We start from the raw sequence: 21,645 nt of genomic DNA, 5'->3' as shown, positions 1-21,645 counted from the left end.
TGCTAGGCGGCGGGATCGATATCGGCAATTTCCAGCTCGAGACCGCCAAACTCTGGATGCTCATTTTCGCGCAGCCGGTAAGCGACATGGATGATCTGGCCCTCTGCCAGACCCATCTTTTGCGCTCGTTCCGCCCATCTCCAGCCTAGCGCGGGAAAAGAAGCCCCGCGCGTCCCCTGGGCCAGCCGCAGGCGCAGATGCTGCTCCTTCATGTAGCGAGGGGCTGATGCGATGCGCACATTCCGGGCGACAAAGACTGGATCTTCGTTGCCCATGCCGAGTGGTTCAAGGCGGCGGATCCAGGAAAAGAGCGCCGGGGTGATGCGTTCAAGCTCGAGCATGGCATGACAAAGCAGCGGCGCGCCGAGCATATTCTCTGAGATGTGCTCGGCCGCATAGGCTGTCAGCCTCTCCCGCAGCTCGGGCACGCGCTCACTGGGCAGTGAAAAGCCCACCGCGTGGGCGTGGCCGCCGAAGCGGGTAAAGAGTGTGCGGCAGCTCTCAATCGCCTCCAGCAGATGAAACCCGGCAATCGAGCGCCCCGAGCCATAGGCTTCGCCATCTTCGTTGGTGAGCACCAGCGCGGGCTTGCCAACTCGATCGACAATGCGTGAGGCCAGAATGCCGATAACACCCCGATGCCATCCATCGCCATCGATCACGATGCAGCGCGCATCGCGGAAGCCATCCTCTTCGATGCGTTGCAGTATCTCGTCCAGCGCCTGCGCCTCGGTCTGGCGGCGGTCGATGTTCAGCTGCTCCAACTTGGCAGCGAGCTCCTGCGCCCGCTGTGGATTGCGGGTGGTGAAGAGTTCAACCACATCGCTTGCTATGTCCATCCTGCCGGCGGCATTGATGCGCGGTCCCAGGCGGAAACCGATGTCCATCGCAGTGAGCTTGCGCGCGGGGTCGATCTGCGCAACCTGCATCAGGGCGCGCAGGCCGGGATTGACGGGGCGCCGCAGCTCTTCAAGCCCGAGAGCTGCGATGACACGGTTCTCGCCCACCAGCGGCACGGCATCCGCTACCGTGGCGATGGCCAGCATCTTGAGGAAGGAGGGCAGCAGCTTGCTGCGCACCCGCTGCTTGTCCAGCCCGGATTGCGGGCTTTCAAGCAGAGCCTGGGCCAGTTTGAAGGCGACTCCAGCGCCGCAAAGATGCTTACACTCGTAGCCGCAGCTGGGCTGGTTGGGATTGAGTACTGCGAGCGCCGGAGGCAGACCCAGCGCAGGATCGGGCAGGTGGTGGTCCGTAACGATGAGGTCGATGCCAAGAGTGGCTGCCGCCTCGGCAGCAGCAAAGGCGCGGATGCCGGTGTCGACGCTGATGACCAGCTGTACGCCCTCGCTGGCAGCCAGTTCCAGCACCTCGCGCTGCATGCCGTAGCCTTCGCGCAGCCGGTGGGGTACATGGAACCGCACCACGCCGCCGAGCATCTCGATCGCGGTCTTCAACAATACGACAGCGGTGGTGCCATCCACATCGTAATCGCCATAGATCAGGACAGTTTCACGCCTGAGGATGGCCTGCTCGACACGCTTGACCGCTGCTGTCATGCCCAGCATGGAGCCAGGGTCCAGCAGGTGGTCGATCGAAGGAGCAAGGAAGCGCTCGACCTCAACGAGGGTACGAACGCCACGCGCCGTCAGCAGTTCAGCGACGACCAGCGGAAGCTCCGCTGATCGGGACAGCTCGGCGGCTTCGCCCGGCAGATTATCGGAGAAGATCCATCGCTGGGACAGGGCAGAGGTCGAGGCGGTGCTCACTGCTCTTCGTCGTCGCCGTCCTGTTGCTCGAGTACGATGTCACTGAAGTCTTCGATCGATTCGAGCATCTGCTGGTAGTGCTCATACCATTCGGTCGAAGTCTCATGCAGGTACATGACACCCTGATGGGCAAAGCCAAGCTGCAGGAAGCCTACCTTGCCTACATGCTGCACGAGTGATTGAGCCTGTTCGATCTCATCAGGATCGTCTTCGCCAAAACTCATGTCGGAGAGTTCTTCGATCAGCAGTTCAAGATCTTCCTTTTCAAGAACGATCTCGCTCATGGTTACAAACGGAGCACCGGCAGCTTTTGCCATTTCGACAAAGTCTTTCCAACTGTCCGGGTTGTTGTCGTCATCCCACAGTACGCTTGGCACTTCTTCGCCGACGAAGCCGGGCAGACGCTTGAGTCCGTGGCCTTCTGTAAAGGCCACCATGTCATCTTTGATTGAATGGAGATTGTCTTGGCGCATGATTGTCTCGACCATTGTCGCAGAAAGAGACAACGTCCGCTGCCGGCCGGAGTGGAAAAGTCTTCCCGGCTAGAATGGAGAAGAGGTTAGATTTTGGCTAAGTTTGAACACCACGTTTTCGTCTGCACGAACGTTCGAGAACCCGGCAGCGCGCGGCCTTCCTGCACCAGCGACGGCAAGGGCCCGCTGCATACACTCTTCAAAGATGAAATCAGGGATGCAGGAATCAAGGCTACCGTCCGCGCCAACAAGGCCGGCTGTCTCGATCAGTGTGAGCACGGCCCGACCGTTGTCGTTTATCCCGAGGCTGTCTGGTATGGTTTTGTGCAGCCGGGAGATGTAGTGGAGATTGTCAGGGAACATCTGGTCAATGGCCGTCCGGTGGAACGGCTGATGCTGCCTGACGGATGCATCAATACCGCCAGGTGCATGCACCGACAGGTTTAACAGCGACGTTGTGCGGGTTTTCCGCACCTTAAATTGTGCTATATTCCGAGCGAGACCAATGATTTTATCCCGAGAGTATGTTGGCTACCTGGCACGCCAGACAGTGAAGCACCTGATCGACGCCAAGATGATCGAAACCAGCAAGCCGCAGGTGCTCAATGAGCGCGTGGGGGCCGCGATGGTCGAGGAAATGGCGCTCGAAGACCGCATCAACGAAGAGGTACGCGTCATCCTTGAGGCCTATCAGGACGAGATGCATCGCACCGGCGCTGCCTATGCGGAGATGTTCAAAAAGGTGAAGACCGAGCTGGCGCGCAAATACAAGGCGGTACTATGAGAATTTCCCGCGACAAGCTGAACAAGCTGGCGCATGTGGTCGCTGATACTCTCGCTGAAATTCCGGAGTGCGACTTCCTGGAAGACCGCAATACGATCCGCCAGGAGGCACGGAAGTGCCTGGAAAAGCTCCTGACCGATGAAATGCGTATCGACGCCGCGGCTCGCGCCAAGATCGCGTCCCAGCGCAAGATTATCGTCGAGGGAAGCCAGGAGTGGGCGATTCTTTACCGCAAATATTACGAAGACGAAGTGAAAAAGCTCGGCATCAGCTAAGCGGCTGGCGTCCGAGTCTTCCTCTCCTTAGTCCGTAACTATTTCCTTCTCGCGCTGAACTCAGCGCCGATCGCCGCCAGTGTATGGCTGTTCAGCACCTGCGCGGCATGCGGGAACACAATCCTCTCTTCCACCTGGATGTGTTCTGCATAGAGCCTTTCCATCTCCCGGGTTGCAGCCAGGAGCCGCGCTTGATCCTCTGAGCTCAATCTGTCTGCCGTGATCCACGCTGAGTAGAGACGATCCACAGTCTCATGCAGCTCTGAGGCGCGGTGATGGTCGCTCTCAAGCCTGTCCAGTTCGTCCATCTGTCCTGCTGTATTTTCGGCGCGTAGTCGCGGGAAGAGAGACTCTTCCTCGTCCTGGTTGTGGCGTTGGCCGCCTGTGCGGAAGTAGCGCAGCGAAGCCTCGACAGCGTTCTTCTCCTCGCCGGACAATTCCCCCTCGCCTGCCCGCGCAGCCACGGTCGCAAGAATATGAAGAAATTGTTCGATCCTGCGATGGCAGTCCTTCAACATGCCGAGCGGGTCATCAAATCCGCTATCGGGCTTCGCGCCAATCTGTATCGCCATCCCCCGCCTCCTCTGCTTCATTCAGTATCGGCCACTCTGTGGCGTGAGTCACTGATTCTCAGCGCGCTTTCCCCGATCTCTGAGGGCGATACTGAAATGAAGCGTCCGGGCGTGGGTTCAGTGGTAGCGATAGATGGTTGCCCGCTCGATTTTGGCCTGCAGGGGATCGAATCGCCAGTTGTTGCCCTGGTCATTCTCATCGCCATTGAGGCGGCGCCCCGGAATCCATTGTCCGTTCCGGTAGTGCCCCTCTTCGATCGACGCCAGCCCAACCCATGCCGCTGAGGGATCGCGAGGGGTAAAGGAGACTCTGAAGCCCTTACCCGCGCCGATGAAGGTATCCGCGCCCTCTTGAAGGATCAGCCCATAGCCGCTCTCCGCGTGATAGCCGAAGACCTGGTCCAGGCTGACGTGGACCGTTATGCCATGCATGACGAAGTCAACCTCAGGATGGCTCTTGTCCAGCAGGAAGCCGTGAACGTCTCCTGAGCTTTGCGCCGCCAGCAGCTGCGGCGCCAGCTCCGCCAACACCTGATAGCTGTTCGTCAGCGCAGCCACACCCTTTGTCACGCTTTCCATATCCGGCCATGCATCCGAGTGCAGGCCAGCATCGATGCCGAAGGGAGAAAAGCCCATGGCAGCATGCTCTCCGACTGCATAGAAGACATTCGCCGCGCCAGCGACGCCTCCGACTGTTTCCGGGATGAAGAGCGGATTGTCAGGGCGGTGATAGCGGCTGCACCAATCGGCAAAGTCCGACGCATAGAGGTCAGGAGAGTAGATGTCGATGGCGCTGCCTGCGGCCTTCCACACGTCGATGACCCGGGGCTGCGGCCCGCCACTTGGATAATTGCCCGGCGGCGTGTCTCTGCCGCCCAGCCAGGCATTGACATACATAGGCAGCGAATACGCGGCCTTTCCCCTTGCTGCCACGGATTGCACATAGCGCGCATAATTCCATGCCATGAAGATTTCGTCGGTGCGGGCGCTGTCGCCGAAGATCTCAGTCCAGGTGCCGCTGGTCTTCGCCCCGTGCTGTTCCCATAGCGTGCGCAGCTCCGGGTTGAGCATTTCATGATGCGCGGCCAGGTATCGTGTCAGCTCAGCAGGCACAGGCCCGGCGAAGGCACGCTCCGCTGCTGCGGAGTGATCGCGCGAAGCTCCGAGGATGCCGACTTCGTTCTCGACCTGCACCATGAGGACGGTATGGTCTTGCGCATCGACCTCGCGGAGATGCGCCATCAGCGCTGCGAAGGCATGGCCATCGGCTTCTGCTGTGGCGGGTGCGAGTGTGCTCAAAATCGTGACCGGGTTGCCGTTTTCAAAGACGCGTGGAAAGCGCTGCGTATCCTGCTTGACCCACACAGGAGGATAGCTGGACATGCCGTTCTTCCAGGCTGCCAGCCACAGAAAGACGATGTGGAGATGCTGTTCACGGGCCTGCGCCAGCAGTCCATCAACAAGCGTGAAGTCGTAGTGGCCCTCCGTCGGCTCTACCAGTTCCCAGGAGACGGGGGTAAGAACAGTATTGAGCCCCATCGCTGCAAGCTTCTGCCACTCCGGCTTCATGTAGTCGAGACTGGAGGAGCTGGAGTTATGCAGTTCGCCCGCCAGCATGAGATAGGGCTTGCCATCCACCATGAGCTGGGTCGTCTGGCCTCGTTGCTCAAGTCGCGGCGTGCCAGCGGCAGACGGCGCAGGAGACTGAGCGTAAGCAATACCAGTTGCGGAGCAGGACAGCAGCAATGCGACAGAGAGAGAGAAGCGCTGGTAGTTCATATCGCCAGAAACTCTACCACCTCCGTTGCAGGTTGGGATAGCGTGAGATATCCCGCGCAATGTTCGGTTAGCATTGAGCTTCAAACTTTCAGGCGAAGGTGTCCAACGTTACCGCAAGCCCGTTCAACGCTTGCGGGGCATTGGCTCCAAAGGAAATCTTCAGCATGCTGAACAGAGCCCTCCAATTTGTTGCCTGCTGTATAGTGTCTGCAGTTTCCTTCACCGCCTTCGCATCGTCCACGCCGCTCAAGGAGGGCTGGCGTTTGCAGTCGGCCTGCAAGCTGCAGGCGGATGGTGTTGCTATCTCCAGCGCTGCTTTTCGCCCCGAGGGGTGGTACTCCGCCTCGGTTCCCGGGACAGTTCTGGCAACGCAGACCGCTGACGCAGCTGTTCCTCCGCCCTACTTCGGAACAAATCTTCGCACGCTCCCCGGCACAAGCTATCCGGTCGGAGTGAACTTCTCGAATCTACCTATGCCGCAGGACAGCCCCTATAAATGCGGCTGGTGGTATCGCAGGGAAGTCACCATCCCTGCGCAAACACGTGGACAGTCGCTCTGGCTGCACTTCGGGGGCATCAACTATCGCGCAGATATCTGGCTGAACGGGAAAAGGATCGCCAACCGTTCTCAGGTAGCGGGAGCCTATCGCACGTACGACTTCGACATTACCGCGGATGTCGTTCCCGGCCGGCCGAATGTGCTCGCAGTGGAGACCTTTGCTCCCGAGGAGACCGACCTCGGCATCAACTGGGTTGATTGGAATCCGTGCCCGCCCGACAAGGATATGGGCCTGTGGGGAGCGGTCAACCTGGTCACCAGCGGCGAAGTCACGCTCCGCTCTCCGTTGGCCGTGACGCATTTCTCTGACGCGTCACTGCAGCGGGCGGATTTGACAGTCTACGGCGAGCTGCACAACGCCACCTCGCACCCGGTGCATGGCACTGTGGCTGGCACGGTCGCAGGGGTACGTGTCGAGCAGGCGGTCGACCTCGCGCCCGGTGAAGACAAGACAGTCGTCTTCACTCCGGAGCAGTATAAGCAGCTGCAAATCCATCATCCGCAGGTATGGTGGCCTTATCAGATGGGAAGTCCCCATCTGGAGACGCTGGCATTGCGGTTTGTCGAGAGCGGCCACGTGTCAGATGAAAAGACGGTGCAGTTTGGGATTCGCGAAATTACCTCCGAGCTTACGGCGCAGGGTTATCGCCTCTTCCGCGTCAATGGCAAGCCGCTGCTGATCCGCGGCGCAGGATGGTCGCAGGATATGCTCCTTCGCGAAGATCAGGTGAAGCTTCAGGATCAGCTGGCGCTGGTGCGCGATATGCATCTGAACACCATTCGGCTGGAAGGGAAGATGGAGACCGATGACTTCTTCCACCTTGCGGACCAGCAGGGCATTCTCGTCATGCTTGGCTGGTGCTGCTGTGACCAATGGGAGCACTGGAACAAGTGGACGCCTGAGAACTACAAAGTTGCCGCCGAGTCTCTTCGCTCGCAGATGCTCCGCATCAGAAGCCACGCCAGCCTGCTCGTCTGGTTGAACGGCAGTGATAACCCGCCGCCGGCCTTCGTCGAGCAGGCTTATCTAAAGATTGAGCAGGAGACCCATTGGCCAAATCCCATTCTCTCCTCCGCCTCCGGGAGGCCAACCTCGGTCAGTGGCAAGAGTGGCGTCAAGATGAGCGGACCCTACGACTATGTGGCGCCATCCTACTGGCTCGTGGATAAGAGCAAATACGGCGGAGCGTTTGGGTTCAATACAGAGACGAGCCCAGGCCCGGCAATTCCCAATGAGAGCAGCCTCAGGAAGTTTCTTCCTGCCAATCAGCTGTGGCCTCCTGATGCCGCCTGGAGCTTCCATAGCGGTGGTGGCAAATTCAAAGACCTCAATGTTTTCAATGACGCGATGACAGCAACCTATGGCCCATCGAGCAGCCTCGATGAATACGAACGTCTGGCCCAGGCCATGGCCTACGACGGTGAGCGTGCCATGTTCGAGGCTTACAGCCGCAATAAATATACGTCCACGGGCGTCATTCAGTGGATGCTCAACAACGCATGGCCATCGATGATCTGGCATCTGTACGACTACTATCTCAATGCCGGTGGCGGCTACTTTGGCACGAAGAAGGCATGTGAGCCTCTGCACGTGCAGTACTCCTACGATGACCACAGCATCTATGTCGTGAACAGCACCTATCATTCGGCCTCGCCCCTCAGCGTGTCCGCGGCGGTCTACGATATCCGTCTCAAGAAGCTCTTTTCCAAACAGGCAGAGATGAACGCCTCTGCGGATAGTTCAACTCGTGTCCTGAACATCCCTGCGGAGATTTTCAGCGACGCGTCGCAGATATACTTTGTCGAATTGACGCTGAAGGCGAGCAACGGGGATCTTGTCAGCAGGAACTTCTACTGGGTTCCGGCCAGGCTTACAACTTTTAACTGGGCTAAGACCGACTACACTCATACTCCCGCACTTGTGCCCGAGAACATGACGGCGCTCCGCAGCCTGCCGCAGGCAAGCATCGAGGCCAGGTCGATGCTGCAGCGCAGTGGTCCAGGGCAGCAGCTCAGAGTTGAGCTGCACAACCCATCCCAGGCGCTGGCTTTTCAGGTGGTTGTTGCACTCAAGCAGCGCGACGGCAGTGCTGTGCTGCCTGTGCTGTGGTCTGACAATTACATCGAACTCCTGCCGGGAGAATCGCGTGTGCTCTCTGCCGTTCTGCCGCACGCAGCCGCATCAACCGGTGATTCACTCACCATCTCCGGCTGGAACGTGCCTGTGCAGCAGGTGGGCGTGCATGCGCGCTGATAAATCTCGCAGAGGCTCGACGCCTGTCGTTTCCCAGACATGACTTCTTCTGCCATCCCACAAAAGATGCAGAGGAAGAGCGCTTATTGGTAACTGTCTATTCAAAAGTAATGTGTTACTTTTGCGCAAGTACCTCATTATTTAAAACTAACTAGCTGGGGATCGCTGCCGCAGCGGCCACCAGTATGCCTGTTTCGCCTTTTACTTTGCCTTGGTTCTCCCCGAACTCTGCGTCGATGCGACTCTGAGCGCACGCTTATGAATCGTGCTCACTAAATCGATCGAGATGATGAAAAGAGACTCTGTTTCTGCTCCTGCTTCCTGGCTGCTGCGCCAAAAAATAGTTTCCTTGCTCGCGCTGGGTCTCTGGCTTGTGATTGGATTAGGTGGCAGCGCGCGCCTCAATGCGCAGGGTGTTACAAGCTTCAGTGGAATGACGCCGGTGGGGACATCTGCCGCCGCCCAGATGGTGCCGGTCACCATCGCCACTGCTGGATCGGTGGCCTCTGTTGAGGTGCTGACTCTCGGCGCCCCTGGTCTTGATTATTCCGATGCAGGCGGTGGCACTTGTTCGATCGGCAACTCGTACACAGTGGGGCAGAGTTGCACCGTTGTAGTCGGCTTTACGCCAAGGTATCCCGGCCAGCGCGCCGGTGCAGTGGTCTTGCTCGATGCCAGCAACCAGGTGTTAGGCACGCAGTTTCTCAATGGAATCGGGCAGGGTGCAGTCGCGGTCATGGTTCCGGGCACGATCAGCACCATTGCCGGAGACGGCCAGTTTGTCTCAGTCTATGACGGCAAGGTGGCCACCCAGGCCGATCTTGAACTCCCCTCCAGCGTAGCCGCCGATGGTCTCGGCAACCTCTACATCGCGGACTCCAAGCATAATCGGATCCGCAAAGTGGATGCGAAAACACAGATCATCAGCACATTCGCCGGAGACGGTTCGGCCGGATACAGCGGAGACGGGGGCAGCGCGGCCAGTGCGGCGCTGAATCTGCCGAGCAGTATCTTTATCGATGGAGCAGGCAATCTCTACATCGCTGACTCGGGCAACAACGTCATCAGGAAGGTGACACCATCCACCGGCATCATCACTACCATTGCCGGAAACAATACCCCGGGCTTCACCGGAGATGCAGGTCTTGCAACCGCTGCTGAGCTGAATACGCCGATGGGTATCACGGCAGACAGCGCCGGCAATCTGTATATTGCCGATACCCTCAATCAGCGCATCCGCAAGGTCGATGCCATGACCGGCATCATCAAGACGATTGCGGGCAATGGCTACAACGATGGCAATGGGCACGGCGGATATTCCGGCGATGGAGGCGCGGCTACTTCCGCGAAACTGAATCTGCCCTATGCCGTCACCTTTGACCTCATCGGGAACCTGTATATTCCTGACTCGGGCAACAACCGCATCCGCAAGGTAAATTCATCAGGCATCATCACCACCGTTGCCGGGAATGGAACGCAGGGCTACTCCGGTGATGGCGGTACCGCAGTCGCCGCCGAGTTGTATTCACCTTCGAGCGTGGCTTTCGACGTCGCGGGCGATATGTACATCGCGGATACGCAGAACTATCGCGTCCGCAAGGTCAGTGCAGCAACCGGCAGCATAGAGACCATCGCAGGCAATGGAAGTGGAGGCGGTGGCAATGGATATGTCGGCGATGGCGCGAGCGCCACGGCTGCCGTCGTCTACGGCCCCTACGGCGTCTTTCTGGATCAGGCCGGCAATCTGGATATCGCGGACTATTTCAATCAGCGAATCCGCCAGGTCAGCAGTAGCATAGCAGTGCTCAAGTTCACGCCTGCGCTCCGCCAGGGGCAGACCTCCTCGACTATTTCGCAGGCCATTGAAAACGATGGAAACGCGCCTCTGACCTTTTCCTCCATCGTGCCCGATTCGAATGCGGCCGTCGATGGAACCACCACCACCTGCTCACTCTCGACCACTCTTTCCATCGATGGGGGCTGCCAGATCGGAGCCAGGTTTGCACCGTCGCAGGCCGGCAATCCCGTCATTGGCAACATCAACATAGCCGGCGACCCGGCGAATGCTCCCCTTGACATCATGGTTGAGGGGCAGGCGCTGACCCTTAACACTGCGACCGTCTCGCTAGTCTCGACGCCGAACCCATCCACCTTCGGCCAGGCGGTCAGCTTCAGCGTCAGCGTAACCAGCGGCGCAGGAATTCCAACCGGTACTGTGACCTTCAAAGAAGGCACGACAACGCTTGCGACGCAGACCCTTAACTCCGGCTCGGCCAGCTTTACTACGTCCACTCTTTCCGTTGGCGTTCACTCCATCATCGCCAACTACGGCGGCGACACTGACCACGGCCCGAGCCAATCCGTCGCGGTTAACCAGACCGTCCAGGGATCGACGACCGTGAAGCTGGCCTCCAGCGGCAATCCCTCTACAGTGAATACCGCCGTTACCTTTACGGCGACGGTGCTCTCAAGCAATGGAGGAACGACTCCTACCGGCACCGTTATCTTCTATGACGGCGGCGCGGTGATCGGCAACGGCACGCTGAGTCCTGGTGGAATAGCAACCTACACCACCACCAGTCTCGTGCCGGGTCCGCATGCCATCACGGCCAGCTATGGTGGAGACGCCACCGACTTGTCGGCAACATCTCCCGTATTAAGTGAAACCGTGCAGCAGCAGACCACAAGCACTGTGGTGACCTCAAGCCTTCATCCTTCTTCCTTCGACTCTGCAGTGACCTTCACTGCGACCGTTACCGTCACCGGCACAGGGCCAGCCACCGGCACTGTCACCTTCAAAGACGGCAGCACGGTTCTGGGAACTGGAGCGTTGAACGGCAGCGGCCAGGCTACCTTCACCTCATCGGCGCTGGGTGTAGGCGTGCACTCCGTCATCGCTGTATACGGCGGCGATAAGAACGACTCCACAAGCACCTCGGCGGCGCTTACCCAAACGGTGCAGCAGGTAACAACCTCCACTACACTGTCGTCGAGCGCGAATCCGGGCAATGCCGGCGCAGCCATCACTTTCGCCGCGCATGTCACCGGGGTTGTCGGCGTACCTCTCACCGGAACTGTGACCTTCAAGGATGGCGCAACCACGCTCGGGGTGCAGCCGCTCAGCAATACAGGTGCGGCCAGCTTCTCAACCTCCGCCCTGAGCGTCAGCACGCATAATGTGACGGCTGTTTACAGCGGCGATGCTGATAACAGCGGCAGCACATCGACTGCAGTGCCTGAGAAGATCCAACAGGCCACCACGAACACCGTCGTCGCTTCGAACGCCAATCCGGGCATCTTCGGCACGACCGTCGCTTTCACTGCGACTGTGACCGGCAACGGCGGCACACCTACCGGTTCAGTCACCTTCAAAGATGGTGCAGCAACGCTGGGCACTGCGCAGTTGACGAATGGCAGCACCAGCTTATCCGCGAAGACCCTTGCCGTTGGTCCGCACTCCATCACTGCCGTCTATTCCGGTGATACGAATGATGTCGCCAGCACATCGCCTGTGGTTAGCGAAGTTATCAAGCAGGCCACGACAACAGTCGCACTGAACGTATCTCCGAATCCCTCGACCGCCGGCAATGCCGTGGTTCTCAGCGCGAGCGTCAGCGGCAACGGCGGCGTTCCCACCGGCACCGTTACGTTCAAAGACGGCTCAACGATTCTCGGCACCCAGACGTTGAATGGAAGCGGCAGCGCCGCCTTGACTGCCTCCGGCCTTGGTGTTGGTCCACACGTGCTGATCGCTGTCTACAGTGGTGATACGGGCGACCTTGGCAGTACCTCGACCACAGTCTCTGACTCGGTACAGCAGGTTACGAGCAAGACGGTGCTCTCTGCTTCTCCCAAGCCTTCTCCAGCGGGCGGCACGGTTTATCTCACAGCGGTCGTCACCGGAGATGCGCCAACCGGCACCGTCACCTTCAAAGACGGCGCCAACGCCATCGGTACGGGGGCAGTCGGCACGGGCGGGATCGCAAGCTTGTCTCTCTCAACTCTATCGGTCGGGCAGCATACACTCACCGCGACCTACGCTGGCGACGGTAATAACAGCGCCAGCACGTCGGCCTCGATTGGTGAAGACGTACAGCAGAATACGCAGGTTGCTGTTGTACCGAGTGCGAATCCTGCCTACGCAGGCGCGAGCGTGACCTTCACCACCTCGCTCACCGGCACCACGCCGAACCCCACCGGCAACATGACGCTCAAGGATGGAGCGAGTGTGCTTGCGACGGCGGCGCTCAATGGCTCCAGGACGGTCAACTTCCTGGTTAGGACGCTCTCTCCTGCGACCCACTCCATCACTGCAACCTACTCCGGCGACAGCAATAATGCAGGTGGCACGTCACCCATCCTCACCGAAAATGTGCTGCAGGCCATTACTACGACGGGACTCGCCGTCAGCTCCAACTCGCCGATCGCAGGAACCCAGCTCACACTTACGGCGACGGTGAGTGGCAACGGCGGCTCAGCCGGAGGAACTGTGACGTTCAAGGATGGCAGTGTCATCCTGGGAACGCGCTCCCTCGTCAACGGTTCGGCAAGTCTTCCCGTGTCCGCTATCGCGGCCGGTCAACACAACTTCATCGCTACCTACAGCGGCGATACAAATGATCAGGGCAGCACGTCGCCCGCGATGTCGATCAGCGCCCTGAAGGCGAGCACTACAACAGTGGTGACCTCGAGCGCTTCCACCAGCAATGCCGGCGCGCAGGTCATCTTCACCGCAACCGTGACAGGAAGTGGTGGAGCGCCAGGCGGGACCGTCAGCTTTAAGGATGGCTCGGCGGTGCTCGGCAGCAGCACGCTTCGCAATGGGTCTGCACAGATCGCCATCTCAAGTCTGGCCATCGGCTCGCATGCGATTACCGCTATCTATGCCGGTGATGCCAATGACGGTGGCAGCTCATCCTCGCCTATCACCCAGATGGTGCAGCAGGCCGCCAGCAAGCTCACGCTTCAGTCCAGTCTTAATCCCAGCGGAGTTGGCGCGCGGGTGACGTTTACTGCAACCCTTGCCAGCAATGGATCGATCCCCACCGGCACGGTTGTCTTTGAAGACGGAGCAACGGTTCTCGGTGCAGGTTCCGTCAATGGCAGCGGCCTGGCCTCCTACTCGACCACGGCACTGGCTACGGGTCAGCACTCCGTCACGGCTAACTATTCTGGCGATGCGAACAATGGCGCCAGCGTGTCGGCGCCGATCAACCAGATTGTGCAGCAGAACACCACGACCTCGCTGACGGCTAACAAAACTGTGACCCTTGGAGGCACGCCGCTTTCTCTCACCGCAAGCGTGGTTGGAGCGAACGGCTCTCATCAGCTCTCAGGCTCGGTGACCTTCAAGAACGGCGCCGCTACCTTGGGCTCCCCTACTCTCAACGCAAGCGGGGTCGCCGTGCTCAATACGAGCACACTCCCCGTTGGTCAGGAGAGCATCACCGCAACCTACAGCGGCGATACGACAGACCTCGGTAGTCTCTCCGCACCCCTCATTGAGACAGTGCAGCAGGCAGCTACCAAAGCTGTCGTCTCCTCAAGTGGCAATCCCTCTCTGCTCGGCTCCAGCGTCACCTTCACCGTCAGTGTCGCCGGCTCAGGAGTGACGCCTACTGGCACAGTTACATTGAGGGACGGCGCGGCGGCGCTTGGCACGGCTTCGCTCAACGGCAACGGCTTGGCGCTCTTCTCAACCTCGTCATTGACGGTCGGCTCGCACGATATTACGGCAATCTACAGCGGCGATACGGATAACACCGCCGCCACTTCGGCTGTCTTCACGCAGACCATTCAGCAGCAGACAGCGATCACTGTCACTGCCAGCGCCAATCCCGCGCTTGCAACATCCGGCATCACCTTCACAGCTAATGTCAGGAATACTGCAGGCACGCCGCTGACCGGAACAGTGATCTTTAGAGATGGCGCGACCGTACTGAGCACCCAGAATCTCAGCAACGGAGCCGCGACTTACGCTACTACCGCGCTCACCGTCGGTTCGCACGACATCACCGCGGTCTACAGTGGAGATACGTTTGATGCTGGCAGCACCTCCAGCGCCCTGAGCGAAGCCGTGCAGTCCATCCCGACGACCATCAGTCTGGGCGCTTCGTCGAGTACGATTACAACTGACCAGCAGTTGACTCTTATTGCCAAGGTCGCCTCAAGCCTGGGCAACGTGCCGAGCGGTATCGTCACTTACAGATCAGGAACGTCAGTCATCGGTACGGCAGCGATCAATAATGCCGGCGTAGCTACGCTCTCTCCATCGCTTAGCCCCGGCACCTACACTATAACCGCGAGTTACAGCGGCGACTCAATCGATGCCGTTTCAGTTTCAGGCACTGTCACAGTGACGGTGACAGAGGCGACCGATTTCAGCGTGGTTATCAATCCCACGGCGATCTCCGTCCAGGCAAACCAGAACGCAACGGTAGCAATCAATCTGCAGTCGACGGCCGGCTTTGCAGGCCAGATCGGTCTGGGCTGCGCATCGCTGCCGCAGGCAGCCACCTGCACCTTTTCCAAAGACACCGTAAAGCTCGCTGCGAATGGCACACAAACTGTCCAGCTCACCGTTGATACCGGATCCCCTCTCACCAGCGGTGGAGTGGCCAGGAACAGTATGCCTGGCAGCACGGCACCTCTTTCGCTGGCATGGATCTTCCCCGGAGGAGTTCTGCTCGGCTGGATTACGCTGCGCGCCCGTAAGAAGGGAAGCAACCTGCAGTCCTGGCTCCTGATGCTGGTCATCGCCGCCGCTGCATCCGCTCTTCCTGGATGCGCCAGCCTTCACATGACCGGTACTCCCCCTGGCTCTTATACCTTCCAGGTAATTACGACAGCGGTGAATACTGGCATCAACCACACGACTAACGTGACGCTGACGGTGAAGTGATGAGAAAAGCAATGCGTGTATTTCGAGCGGCATTATGCGTGGCGGCTGTGGTTGCGGGAACCTGCGGCTCTGTCTATGGCCAGGTCAAGCCAGCAGGTGTAGGCGGCGATGAATCCATTGCTGTGGGTGGAACGACCACCGTCGCGCATCTCGACTACGGAAAGCGCTGGCTGGGAGGAGCCAGCGTCTTTGCCGACATCAACTGGAACCCGCGCTATGGGGTGGAAGGCGAGGCGAGCTGGCTATGGATTCACCAGCAGGCACAGACGCACTATTCCACCTATCTCGTGGGTCCGCGCATTTCGTTGGGAGCCTTCGGAAGGTTTCGCCCCTATGTCAAAGGCCTCGCCGGCGATGGACACTTCAACTTCCCATACAACTACGGAGTAGGGAATTACCTGGTGATTGCCGGAGGGGGAGGCACCGACTACCGGCTGAACAGCAAGTTTCGCATCAGGGTGGCTGATTTCGAATACCAGTACTGGCCCAGATTTACCTTCGGCGCCATCACTCCATACAGCTTCAGCACGGGCCTGCGCTACACCATTTATTGATCTTGTTGATCGCTGCTTTAGCTTCCGGAGAGGATGATGGGAAGGGTTGGGGTAGTCGAGCCCACTGCATTCTCAATCGTGATGCCAAAGGCCTTCGCTGGAACACCCTGGGGCAGAGCGGGAAGAACCACGCTCGCTGATCCCGTCGCATCCGGGCGAAACAGCCCCGCAGGCACAGGGCCCGTGCCGTTAGCCGGGATCAGCCACAGCTCATATGTCTTGTTGCTGGGCAACGGACGCATGTTGGTGGCCGTAAAAATCAGCGCGCCGCGGCTCGGGAGGTAAGTAGCATGGCCAGCCGGTTTCGCCGTCTGCTTGCCTTCCGTGAGCGTCACTCTTTGTGCGCTGCGAGAGGTCAGAGCATCCATCAGGTCCTGCGCGCGATCTGCCTTGGCTGCCAGTTGGGTCACCTGCCAGCGTTGCGCATTGAGCTGCTGCCGTAGGTTGTGGTCTTGATTTGCGAGCCATGCTGCAAAGAAGAGTGCTGCAGCCGCAGCAAGCCATCCTATGGTTCCAAAGAGGCTGCGCCTGGGCATCGCAGTAACGGTTGCTTCGCTGTGAGCTGGTCGAGTCGAGCGATCGGAAGAGGTGGCGAGGTTAGAATCGGCGCCAATCCGCTGCATGAAGCGTTCGCGTGCACCCTGTGGCAACGGCTGCAGCTCAACGCTTGCTCCCACCAGCGCCAGATCGCCCAGCGCTTCAGAGACTGCCTGCCTGCATGCGGGGCACACGTCCAGATGCGCCTGCACCGCGCGAGTCTCCTCTGGGCTGAGCGCCTGCATCGCATAGAGCGCCAGGTCTTCTTCCGGAATGTGCTGCGCGCCGTTCAAGACTGCATTGCCTTTCTTAGGGAAGTCAGGGCCATTCTGATCCGTGTCTTCACCGTGCCGAGTGGATCGCCGGTTTTTGCCGCGATCTCTGTATGAGTCAGTCCTTCAAAAAATGCTAATTCTAATGACTTCTGCTGCTCTGTTGGCAATCCAACCAGCACTTGTCGTACCTTTTCCAGCATAATCGACCGCTCGGCTTCATTCGCCAGATTTGTCGTTGCTGGTAGTACGACTTCGTCTACTGATTCAGATGGCTTTCTGCGGCGTAGCCTGTCGATTGACCTGTTTCGAGCCACCACCACCAGCCATGCGCCGAAAGAACCCCGCTCCGATACGAACGAAGCTGGATTTTGCCAAACCTGGACCAGAATCTCCTGAACGATGTCCTCAGCCTCACCCGGGTCCTTAAGCACCCGAAGCGCCACTGAGTAGATCATGGGAGCATAGCGGTCGTAAATCGCGACCATTGCATCCTGATCGCCCTTGATCACACGGGCCAGCAGCGCCGCCTCTTCAGGCTTTCCTGTTGCTGATCGACCGGCGTCTCTCGCGCGATCGTAGGGGTTTATCGGATTGACTTGATTCTCAGGCATTATTCAGAAACGCTAACGATCCTCTTGTAGTGCTCGGTTGGACTACAGGCGTTTGGATGCGAATAATCGATCCTGGGCAACAGTAACATTCGGGGAGAGTTCTTGTCATGAAAGAGAGGCTGGATAAATTGATGGTATCGAGAGGGTACGCTCCGAGCCGCGAACGTGCCCAGGCCTTGATTCTGGCGGGGCGAGTACTGGTCAACGAACAGAAAATCGAGAAGCCCGGCTCTCCGGTTGCAGCCGATGCAGTCTTCCGCCTGCTGGGGGACGATCTTCGCTATGTCGGGAGAGGCGGCCTCAAGCTTGAAGCGGCACTGGCGGAGTGGAAGATCGACCTGAGCGGCCTGTTTTGTGCCGATATCGGCGCCTCCACGGGCGGTTTTACCGACTGCATGCTGCAGCATGGCGCTGCCCGCGTCCTGGCCATCGACACCGGCTATGGGCAGATAGCTCAGAAGCTGCGCGATGATCCGCGCGTCCAGCTGATGGAGCGCACGAACGCGCGCCATCTGGCGCCGGACAGCCTGCCCCCGGGGATCACCTTTGCCGCCATGGATGTGTCCTTCATCTCCGCTACCCTCGTTCTGCCTGCGGTAGTAGCAGCGGCACGCCCGGAGCGGATGGTGGTGCTCGCCAAGCCTCAGTTCGAAGCCGGTCGCCAACACATCGGCAAAGGCGGCATCGTGCGCAGTCCTGAAGCTCAGCGAGCCGCCGTCGAACGAGTTCGAAGCTGCCTGATGGAGCTTGGCGCTGGTAGCATTCAGGAGAGAGAATCACCTATTCTCGGGGCAGAAGGAAACCGGGAATTCCTGCTTTACGCCATCTGGAAAGCGACTGGAGCATGAGGTTTTTTTGATGCGCTCATAGTCCGATAGACTGGAAACGCATGCCCACGATTGGAATCATTTCGAAGCCTCAGAAGGATGAGTTGGCCACATTGGTGCCCGAGCTTGTGCTATGGCTGAAAGCGCATGGTTTCGAGCCCTTGCTGGATCCCGTCAGCGGCGGTTACGCCGGCGTAGTCCGGGTGGTGCCCCGTCAGGAGATGCCGCTTGCCCGGCCTGACCTTGTCATCGTCCTCGGGGGCGATGGCACGCTTCTGGCCGCCGCGCGCGCCTTTGCCAAAACCGGTATCCCTCTGCTCAGCGTCAACCTCGGTTCGCTGGGGTTTCTCACCGAGGTTCGGCTGAGCGAACTCTACTCAACCCTTGAGGGATGGTGCGACAACTGCTGCACCATTGACTCCCGGGCCATGCTCCACAGCGAGCTGTGGCGCGAGGGTAAAGTGTTTTGCGAGCATGAGGCGCTGAATGATGTGGTCGTGGCCAAGGGCGCCATTGCCCGCATGGGCGGTTTCACGGTCCGGCTCGACGGCCAGATTGCAGCCTCTTTCCGGGCAGATGGCGTGATCGTTTCCACGCCCACCGGTTCCACTGCCTACTCCCTCGCCGCCAATGGGCCAATCCTGATGCCGACGGTCGATGCCATGATCGTGACCCCGGTATGTCCGCATCTGCTTACCATTCGCCCGATGGTGGTTCGCGGCGACGCGAATATTGTCCTCAGCGTGGAGGGCATTCCGGACCAGACCTTCCTGACCGTCGATGGCCAGGAGGCCGTTGCGCTCAAGGTAGGCGATGAGCTGCACTGTCGCCGCTCGCAGTACAGCGTTCCCTTGCTGCGATTGGGCAACACCGGCTTTTTTGAGGTGCTTCGCTCCAAGCTGAAGTGGGGCGAACGATAGAGTCTGCGCGCTCCGGCGCCTCTGGGCCGGAAGAGATCTAGACAGGGAACTCCGCCCGCTACTCTTTAGTTAGCTCATCGAGCAGCACTCTGGCCTTTGTGGCCAGGGTATGCGCTCCGTCGAGATCGTTGGCTGTGAGCGCTCCGCGCGCCTTCACCAGAAAAGCCCTGATCTGTGTCACCGTTTCCTGCTCCTCCGTGCTCAGCGGACGCGTAAGACCGTCGAGACCCTTCTCCGTTGAATTGATCAGTTCGACGGTTTCCGCGCGGCTTTCGGCTCCCGCCTGGTCGCTCCCGGTTGAGAGCTGGCCAATCGGCGAGTTCGACGGTGGAACCGCGGGCGCCTGCGCTGGAATAGTCTCTGTATGCGTCTCCGCGGGGCTTTCGGTTTTAGTCGGCGTCGTCTTGCGACGCTTGTGTTTTGGCTTCGGATGGGGCGCTTCCGGCTTTGCTTCTGACACGTTGGGCGCTTCCGGCGCGGGAACCGTGGGAAGCTCCGGACTGCTCGACGGGGGCGCGGCAGTGACTACGGGAGCTTGCGTCTGCCGGGGCAGGATAGGTTGTTTCTTGTGTCGGCATCCTGCTACGAAAGCCAGCAGCACACCTAGGGCCGCAACCTTGATGGCGGAACTCATCCCTGCTGCTCCTCTAAGAGCGTGGTTGCTGTCTCCAGTTGGCCGCGCTGTCGTGTATCAGAATTTATAGGAATCCGAAGGGTGAACTTCGTACCTCTACCCACGTGAGATTCTACGTCAATTTTTCCGTTATGCAGTTGTACAATCCGGTACGTCATTGCCAGCCCAATGCCGCTCCCGGTTTTCTTGGTCGTGAAGTAGAGGTCGAAAATCTTTGGCAGCACATCCGTAGCGATTCCTTCACCCTGGTCGCTGATGCTGAGCACGGCCCACCGCGCGTCCTCGGCCAGCAGCACTTCCAGCCTGCCGCCGTTCTGCATTGCCTGCGCACCGTTCAGCACTATATTGAGCAGCGCCTGCCTGAGCAGGTCTCCATCCACCTTGACCAGCACCATCCGTTCCGGCAGCGTGCTCGCGACTTCTATCCCCATGGTCTCGAGTTCAGCTGATGCCAGCGTCAGAACGCTGGACAGCACCGCGCGCAGATCGTGATCCTGCAGGCGCAGCTCCACCGGGCGGGAAAAGTCCACCAGCGTCTGAACGACGCGGTCAAGTCTTTCGATTTCGCTCTGGATAATCTCAAGGTGCCGCAGGGAAGCACTGTCTTCGGCGCTCATCTTGTTTCGCAGCAACTCAAGGTGCACCACAATGGCGTTAATCGGGTTTTTTACTTCGTGTCCCACACCTGACGTCAACCTCCCAATGGCCGCCATGCGCCGCGAGAGTTCCAGTTCGTTTTCAATCTCTCTCAGGGACTCCAGATCGTGCAGCGTTAGCAGCGCGCCCAGGCCGCCCGCTGAATTCTCGTCATAGATAAAATCGAGAGATACCTCAACCCGACGTCCGGTTTCGGTTGTCACCTCTTCCTGCACAAGCGAAATGCCGGCGTCGAAAGCCTGCCGGATGGTGCGTCCCAGGATCGTGCCACGATTGAAGATTTCGTGGATGGTTGCGCCGAACATCTGGTCGCGATCTCTTCCCAGAAAGCGCTCCACCGAACTTGAAATCAGCACAGCCCGCGCATCGCGCGTGAACAGCATCATGCCGTCCTGCAGGTTGGACAGGATCTGATCGAGGTTTTCCTTGAGCGCGGAAAATACCTCTTCGACATTCCGCATCCGCCGACCGATCCGCTCGATCTTGTGCGAAACCTGGGCGACCGTATCGACAGATTCGTCGGGTTCGGCCTCGCTCTGCATCTTGCCTTCGGACTGCAGCAGATCGAGTCTTCGACTGATGTCTTCCAGCGGTTTCAGCGCCAGGTTTGCGAGAAAGGCTGACACCGCGAGCGAGCTAAGGATCACCAGACTCGTCACCCACATCGCTTCCACCAGCCATGGCTCGAATGCATTCCTCAGCAACGTGGTGCGGATGCCGATATGCACCGTCAGGAAGCGCTGCCGGTTGAGGTCGAGGCCGAGAGAGAGATCGTAGACACGCGGGGGACCGAGAAGTACTTCAAGCGTGGAGATGGGCGACACATTCAGGAGCGCCCCATATTCGGGCCGGGTAGGGAGCAGCTGGTCCTGCTGCGTCGGATCGGTGCTCAGCAGCGCTCGCCCGCTTTTGTCTGCGATCGACACGTCAAAGACTGTCGGCGAGTAGCTGATGATGGAGTTCATCAGCGCATTCAACCCTGGATCCTTCCGCAACGCATCCGCGACGGCAATACGAAAAGCTGCCGGATCGTTCGTATCCACCTTGCGGTTGTTCAATCCGTTGGCGATCGACTCCCGCAAAGCGAAGAGCATCTGGTGAGCGATCACGTCGGTTGCTGAATAGGATTGCTCAATGTGCTGCTTCAGCAGCGCACTGAGGTAGAGCCAGGAGAGAAAGCTGGAGACAACAAACACCAGCCCCGTGATGGCTGCGACGATTTTTGACTTCAATCGCATGGGTGGTTGTCCTTGGCCCTAGGCGAGAG

16 protein-coding genes are annotated in these 21,645 nt (G+C 59.2%); 8 read left to right on the top strand and 8 right to left on the bottom strand.

The features are described from left to right. Positions 1-2: 2 nt before the first annotated feature. Positions 3-1,766, bottom strand: a complete 1,764-nt coding sequence (recJ, locus tag C7378_RS06715; RefSeq protein ID WP_131993755.1) for a single-stranded-DNA-specific exonuclease RecJ — start codon at positions 1,764-1,766, stop codon at positions 3-5. Further along, positions 1,763-2,239, bottom strand: coding sequence for a hypothetical protein (locus C7378_RS06710; protein WP_131993752.1), 477 nt, complete (start codon positions 2,237-2,239; stop codon positions 1,763-1,765). The genes recJ and C7378_RS06710 overlap by 4 nt, the downstream gene beginning before the upstream one ends. Before the next feature lie 93 nt (positions 2,240-2,332). Here C7378_RS06710 and C7378_RS06705 point away from each other — a divergent pair, with 93 nt between their 5' ends. From C7378_RS06705 to C7378_RS18045, 3 genes are read left to right on the top strand one after another with little or no spacing between them, the layout of a single operon-like run. Continuing rightward, the gene (locus C7378_RS06705) at positions 2,333-2,686 is read left to right on the top strand and encodes a (2Fe-2S) ferredoxin domain-containing protein (protein WP_131993749.1); all 354 of its coding nucleotides are present in this window, start codon (positions 2,333-2,335) and stop codon (positions 2,684-2,686) included. Positions 2,687-2,744: 58 nt separating this feature from the next. Then, a complete protein-coding gene (locus tag C7378_RS18050; protein WP_131993746.1) occupies positions 2,745-3,023 on the top strand; it encodes a DUF507 family protein in 279 nt (92 codons plus the stop codon). Then, positions 3,020-3,298 carry a DUF507 family protein gene (locus tag C7378_RS18045; RefSeq protein WP_131993743.1) on the top strand — a complete coding sequence of 93 codons (279 nt, stop codon included), beginning with the start codon at positions 3,020-3,022 and terminating at the stop codon, positions 3,296-3,298. Before C7378_RS18050 ends, C7378_RS18045 begins: the two co-directional genes overlap by 4 nt. A gap of 38 nt (positions 3,299-3,336) precedes the next feature. Here C7378_RS18045 and C7378_RS06690 read toward each other — a convergent pair whose 3' ends face one another. Continuing rightward, complete coding sequence (locus C7378_RS06690; RefSeq protein WP_165876692.1) at positions 3,337-3,870, bottom strand: hemerythrin domain-containing protein; 534 nt, start codon at positions 3,868-3,870, stop codon at positions 3,337-3,339. A 117-nt stretch (positions 3,871-3,987) separates the two neighbouring features. Then, on the bottom strand, positions 3,988-5,649 hold the full coding sequence (locus C7378_RS06685; protein ID WP_131993737.1) for a GH35 family beta-galactosidase: 1,662 nt from the start codon (positions 5,647-5,649) through the stop codon (positions 3,988-3,990). 164 nt (positions 5,650-5,813) lie between these two features. Between C7378_RS06685 and C7378_RS06680 the strand changes: the two genes are divergently transcribed. The 3 genes from C7378_RS06680 to C7378_RS06670 all read left to right on the top strand — a co-directional run bounded on the left by C7378_RS06680 (position 5,814) and on the right by C7378_RS06670 (position 15,917). Then, entirely contained in the window at positions 5,814-8,462 is a 2,649-nt protein-coding gene (locus tag C7378_RS06680) for a glycoside hydrolase family 2 protein (protein ID WP_131993734.1), read from the top strand. A 349-nt stretch (positions 8,463-8,811) separates the two neighbouring features. Beyond that, positions 8,812-15,363: an Ig-like domain repeat protein gene (locus C7378_RS06675; protein ID WP_165876691.1), complete on the top strand. Its 6,552-nt coding sequence runs from the start codon at positions 8,812-8,814 to the stop codon at positions 15,361-15,363. Between the two features lie 11 nt (positions 15,364-15,374). Further along, entirely contained in the window at positions 15,375-15,917 is a 543-nt protein-coding gene (locus tag C7378_RS06670; RefSeq protein WP_131993728.1) for a hypothetical protein, read from the top strand. Between the two features lie 17 nt (positions 15,918-15,934). On the opposite strand, the gene C7378_RS06665 is transcribed toward C7378_RS06670, so the two are convergent. Together C7378_RS06665 and C7378_RS06660 are read right to left on the bottom strand one after the other, a co-directional pair. After that, positions 15,935-16,747 carry an anti-sigma factor gene (locus C7378_RS06665; protein WP_131993725.1) on the bottom strand — a complete coding sequence of 271 codons (813 nt, stop codon included), beginning with the start codon at positions 16,745-16,747 and terminating at the stop codon, positions 15,935-15,937. Next, positions 16,744-17,340: an RNA polymerase sigma factor gene (locus tag C7378_RS06660; protein WP_131993722.1), complete on the bottom strand. Its 597-nt coding sequence runs from the start codon at positions 17,338-17,340 to the stop codon at positions 16,744-16,746. The genes C7378_RS06665 and C7378_RS06660 overlap by 4 nt, the downstream gene beginning before the upstream one ends. A gap of 107 nt (positions 17,341-17,447) precedes the next feature. Here C7378_RS06660 and C7378_RS06655 point away from each other — a divergent pair, with 107 nt between their 5' ends. After that, positions 17,448-18,188, top strand: a complete 741-nt coding sequence (locus tag C7378_RS06655) for a TlyA family RNA methyltransferase (RefSeq protein ID WP_131993719.1) — start codon at positions 17,448-17,450, stop codon at positions 18,186-18,188. 41 nt (positions 18,189-18,229) lie between these two features. Continuing rightward, on the top strand, positions 18,230-19,087 hold the full coding sequence (locus tag C7378_RS06650) for an NAD(+)/NADH kinase (protein ID WP_131993716.1): 858 nt from the start codon (positions 18,230-18,232) through the stop codon (positions 19,085-19,087). A 58-nt stretch (positions 19,088-19,145) separates the two neighbouring features. Here the strand turns inward: C7378_RS06650 and C7378_RS06645 are convergent, their stop codons facing one another. Both C7378_RS06645 and C7378_RS06640 read right to left on the bottom strand, forming a co-directional pair. After that, positions 19,146-19,721 carry a hypothetical protein gene (locus tag C7378_RS06645; protein WP_131993713.1) on the bottom strand — a complete coding sequence of 192 codons (576 nt, stop codon included), beginning with the start codon at positions 19,719-19,721 and terminating at the stop codon, positions 19,146-19,148. Then, positions 19,718-21,616 (bottom strand): two-component system sensor histidine kinase NtrB, encoded by a 1,899-nt coding sequence (locus C7378_RS06640; RefSeq protein ID WP_131993710.1) that lies wholly within the window; start codon positions 21,614-21,616, stop codon positions 19,718-19,720. Before C7378_RS06640 ends, C7378_RS06645 begins: the two co-directional genes overlap by 4 nt. Positions 21,617-21,645: the final 29 nt, after the last annotated feature.

Source organism: Acidipila rosea (assembly GCF_004339725.1).
Lineage (GTDB): Bacteria > Acidobacteriota > Terriglobia > Terriglobales > Acidobacteriaceae > Acidipila > Acidipila rosea.
Note: the sequence above shows the minus strand (reverse complement) of the source record. Positions and strands in the feature narration are given on the sequence as shown.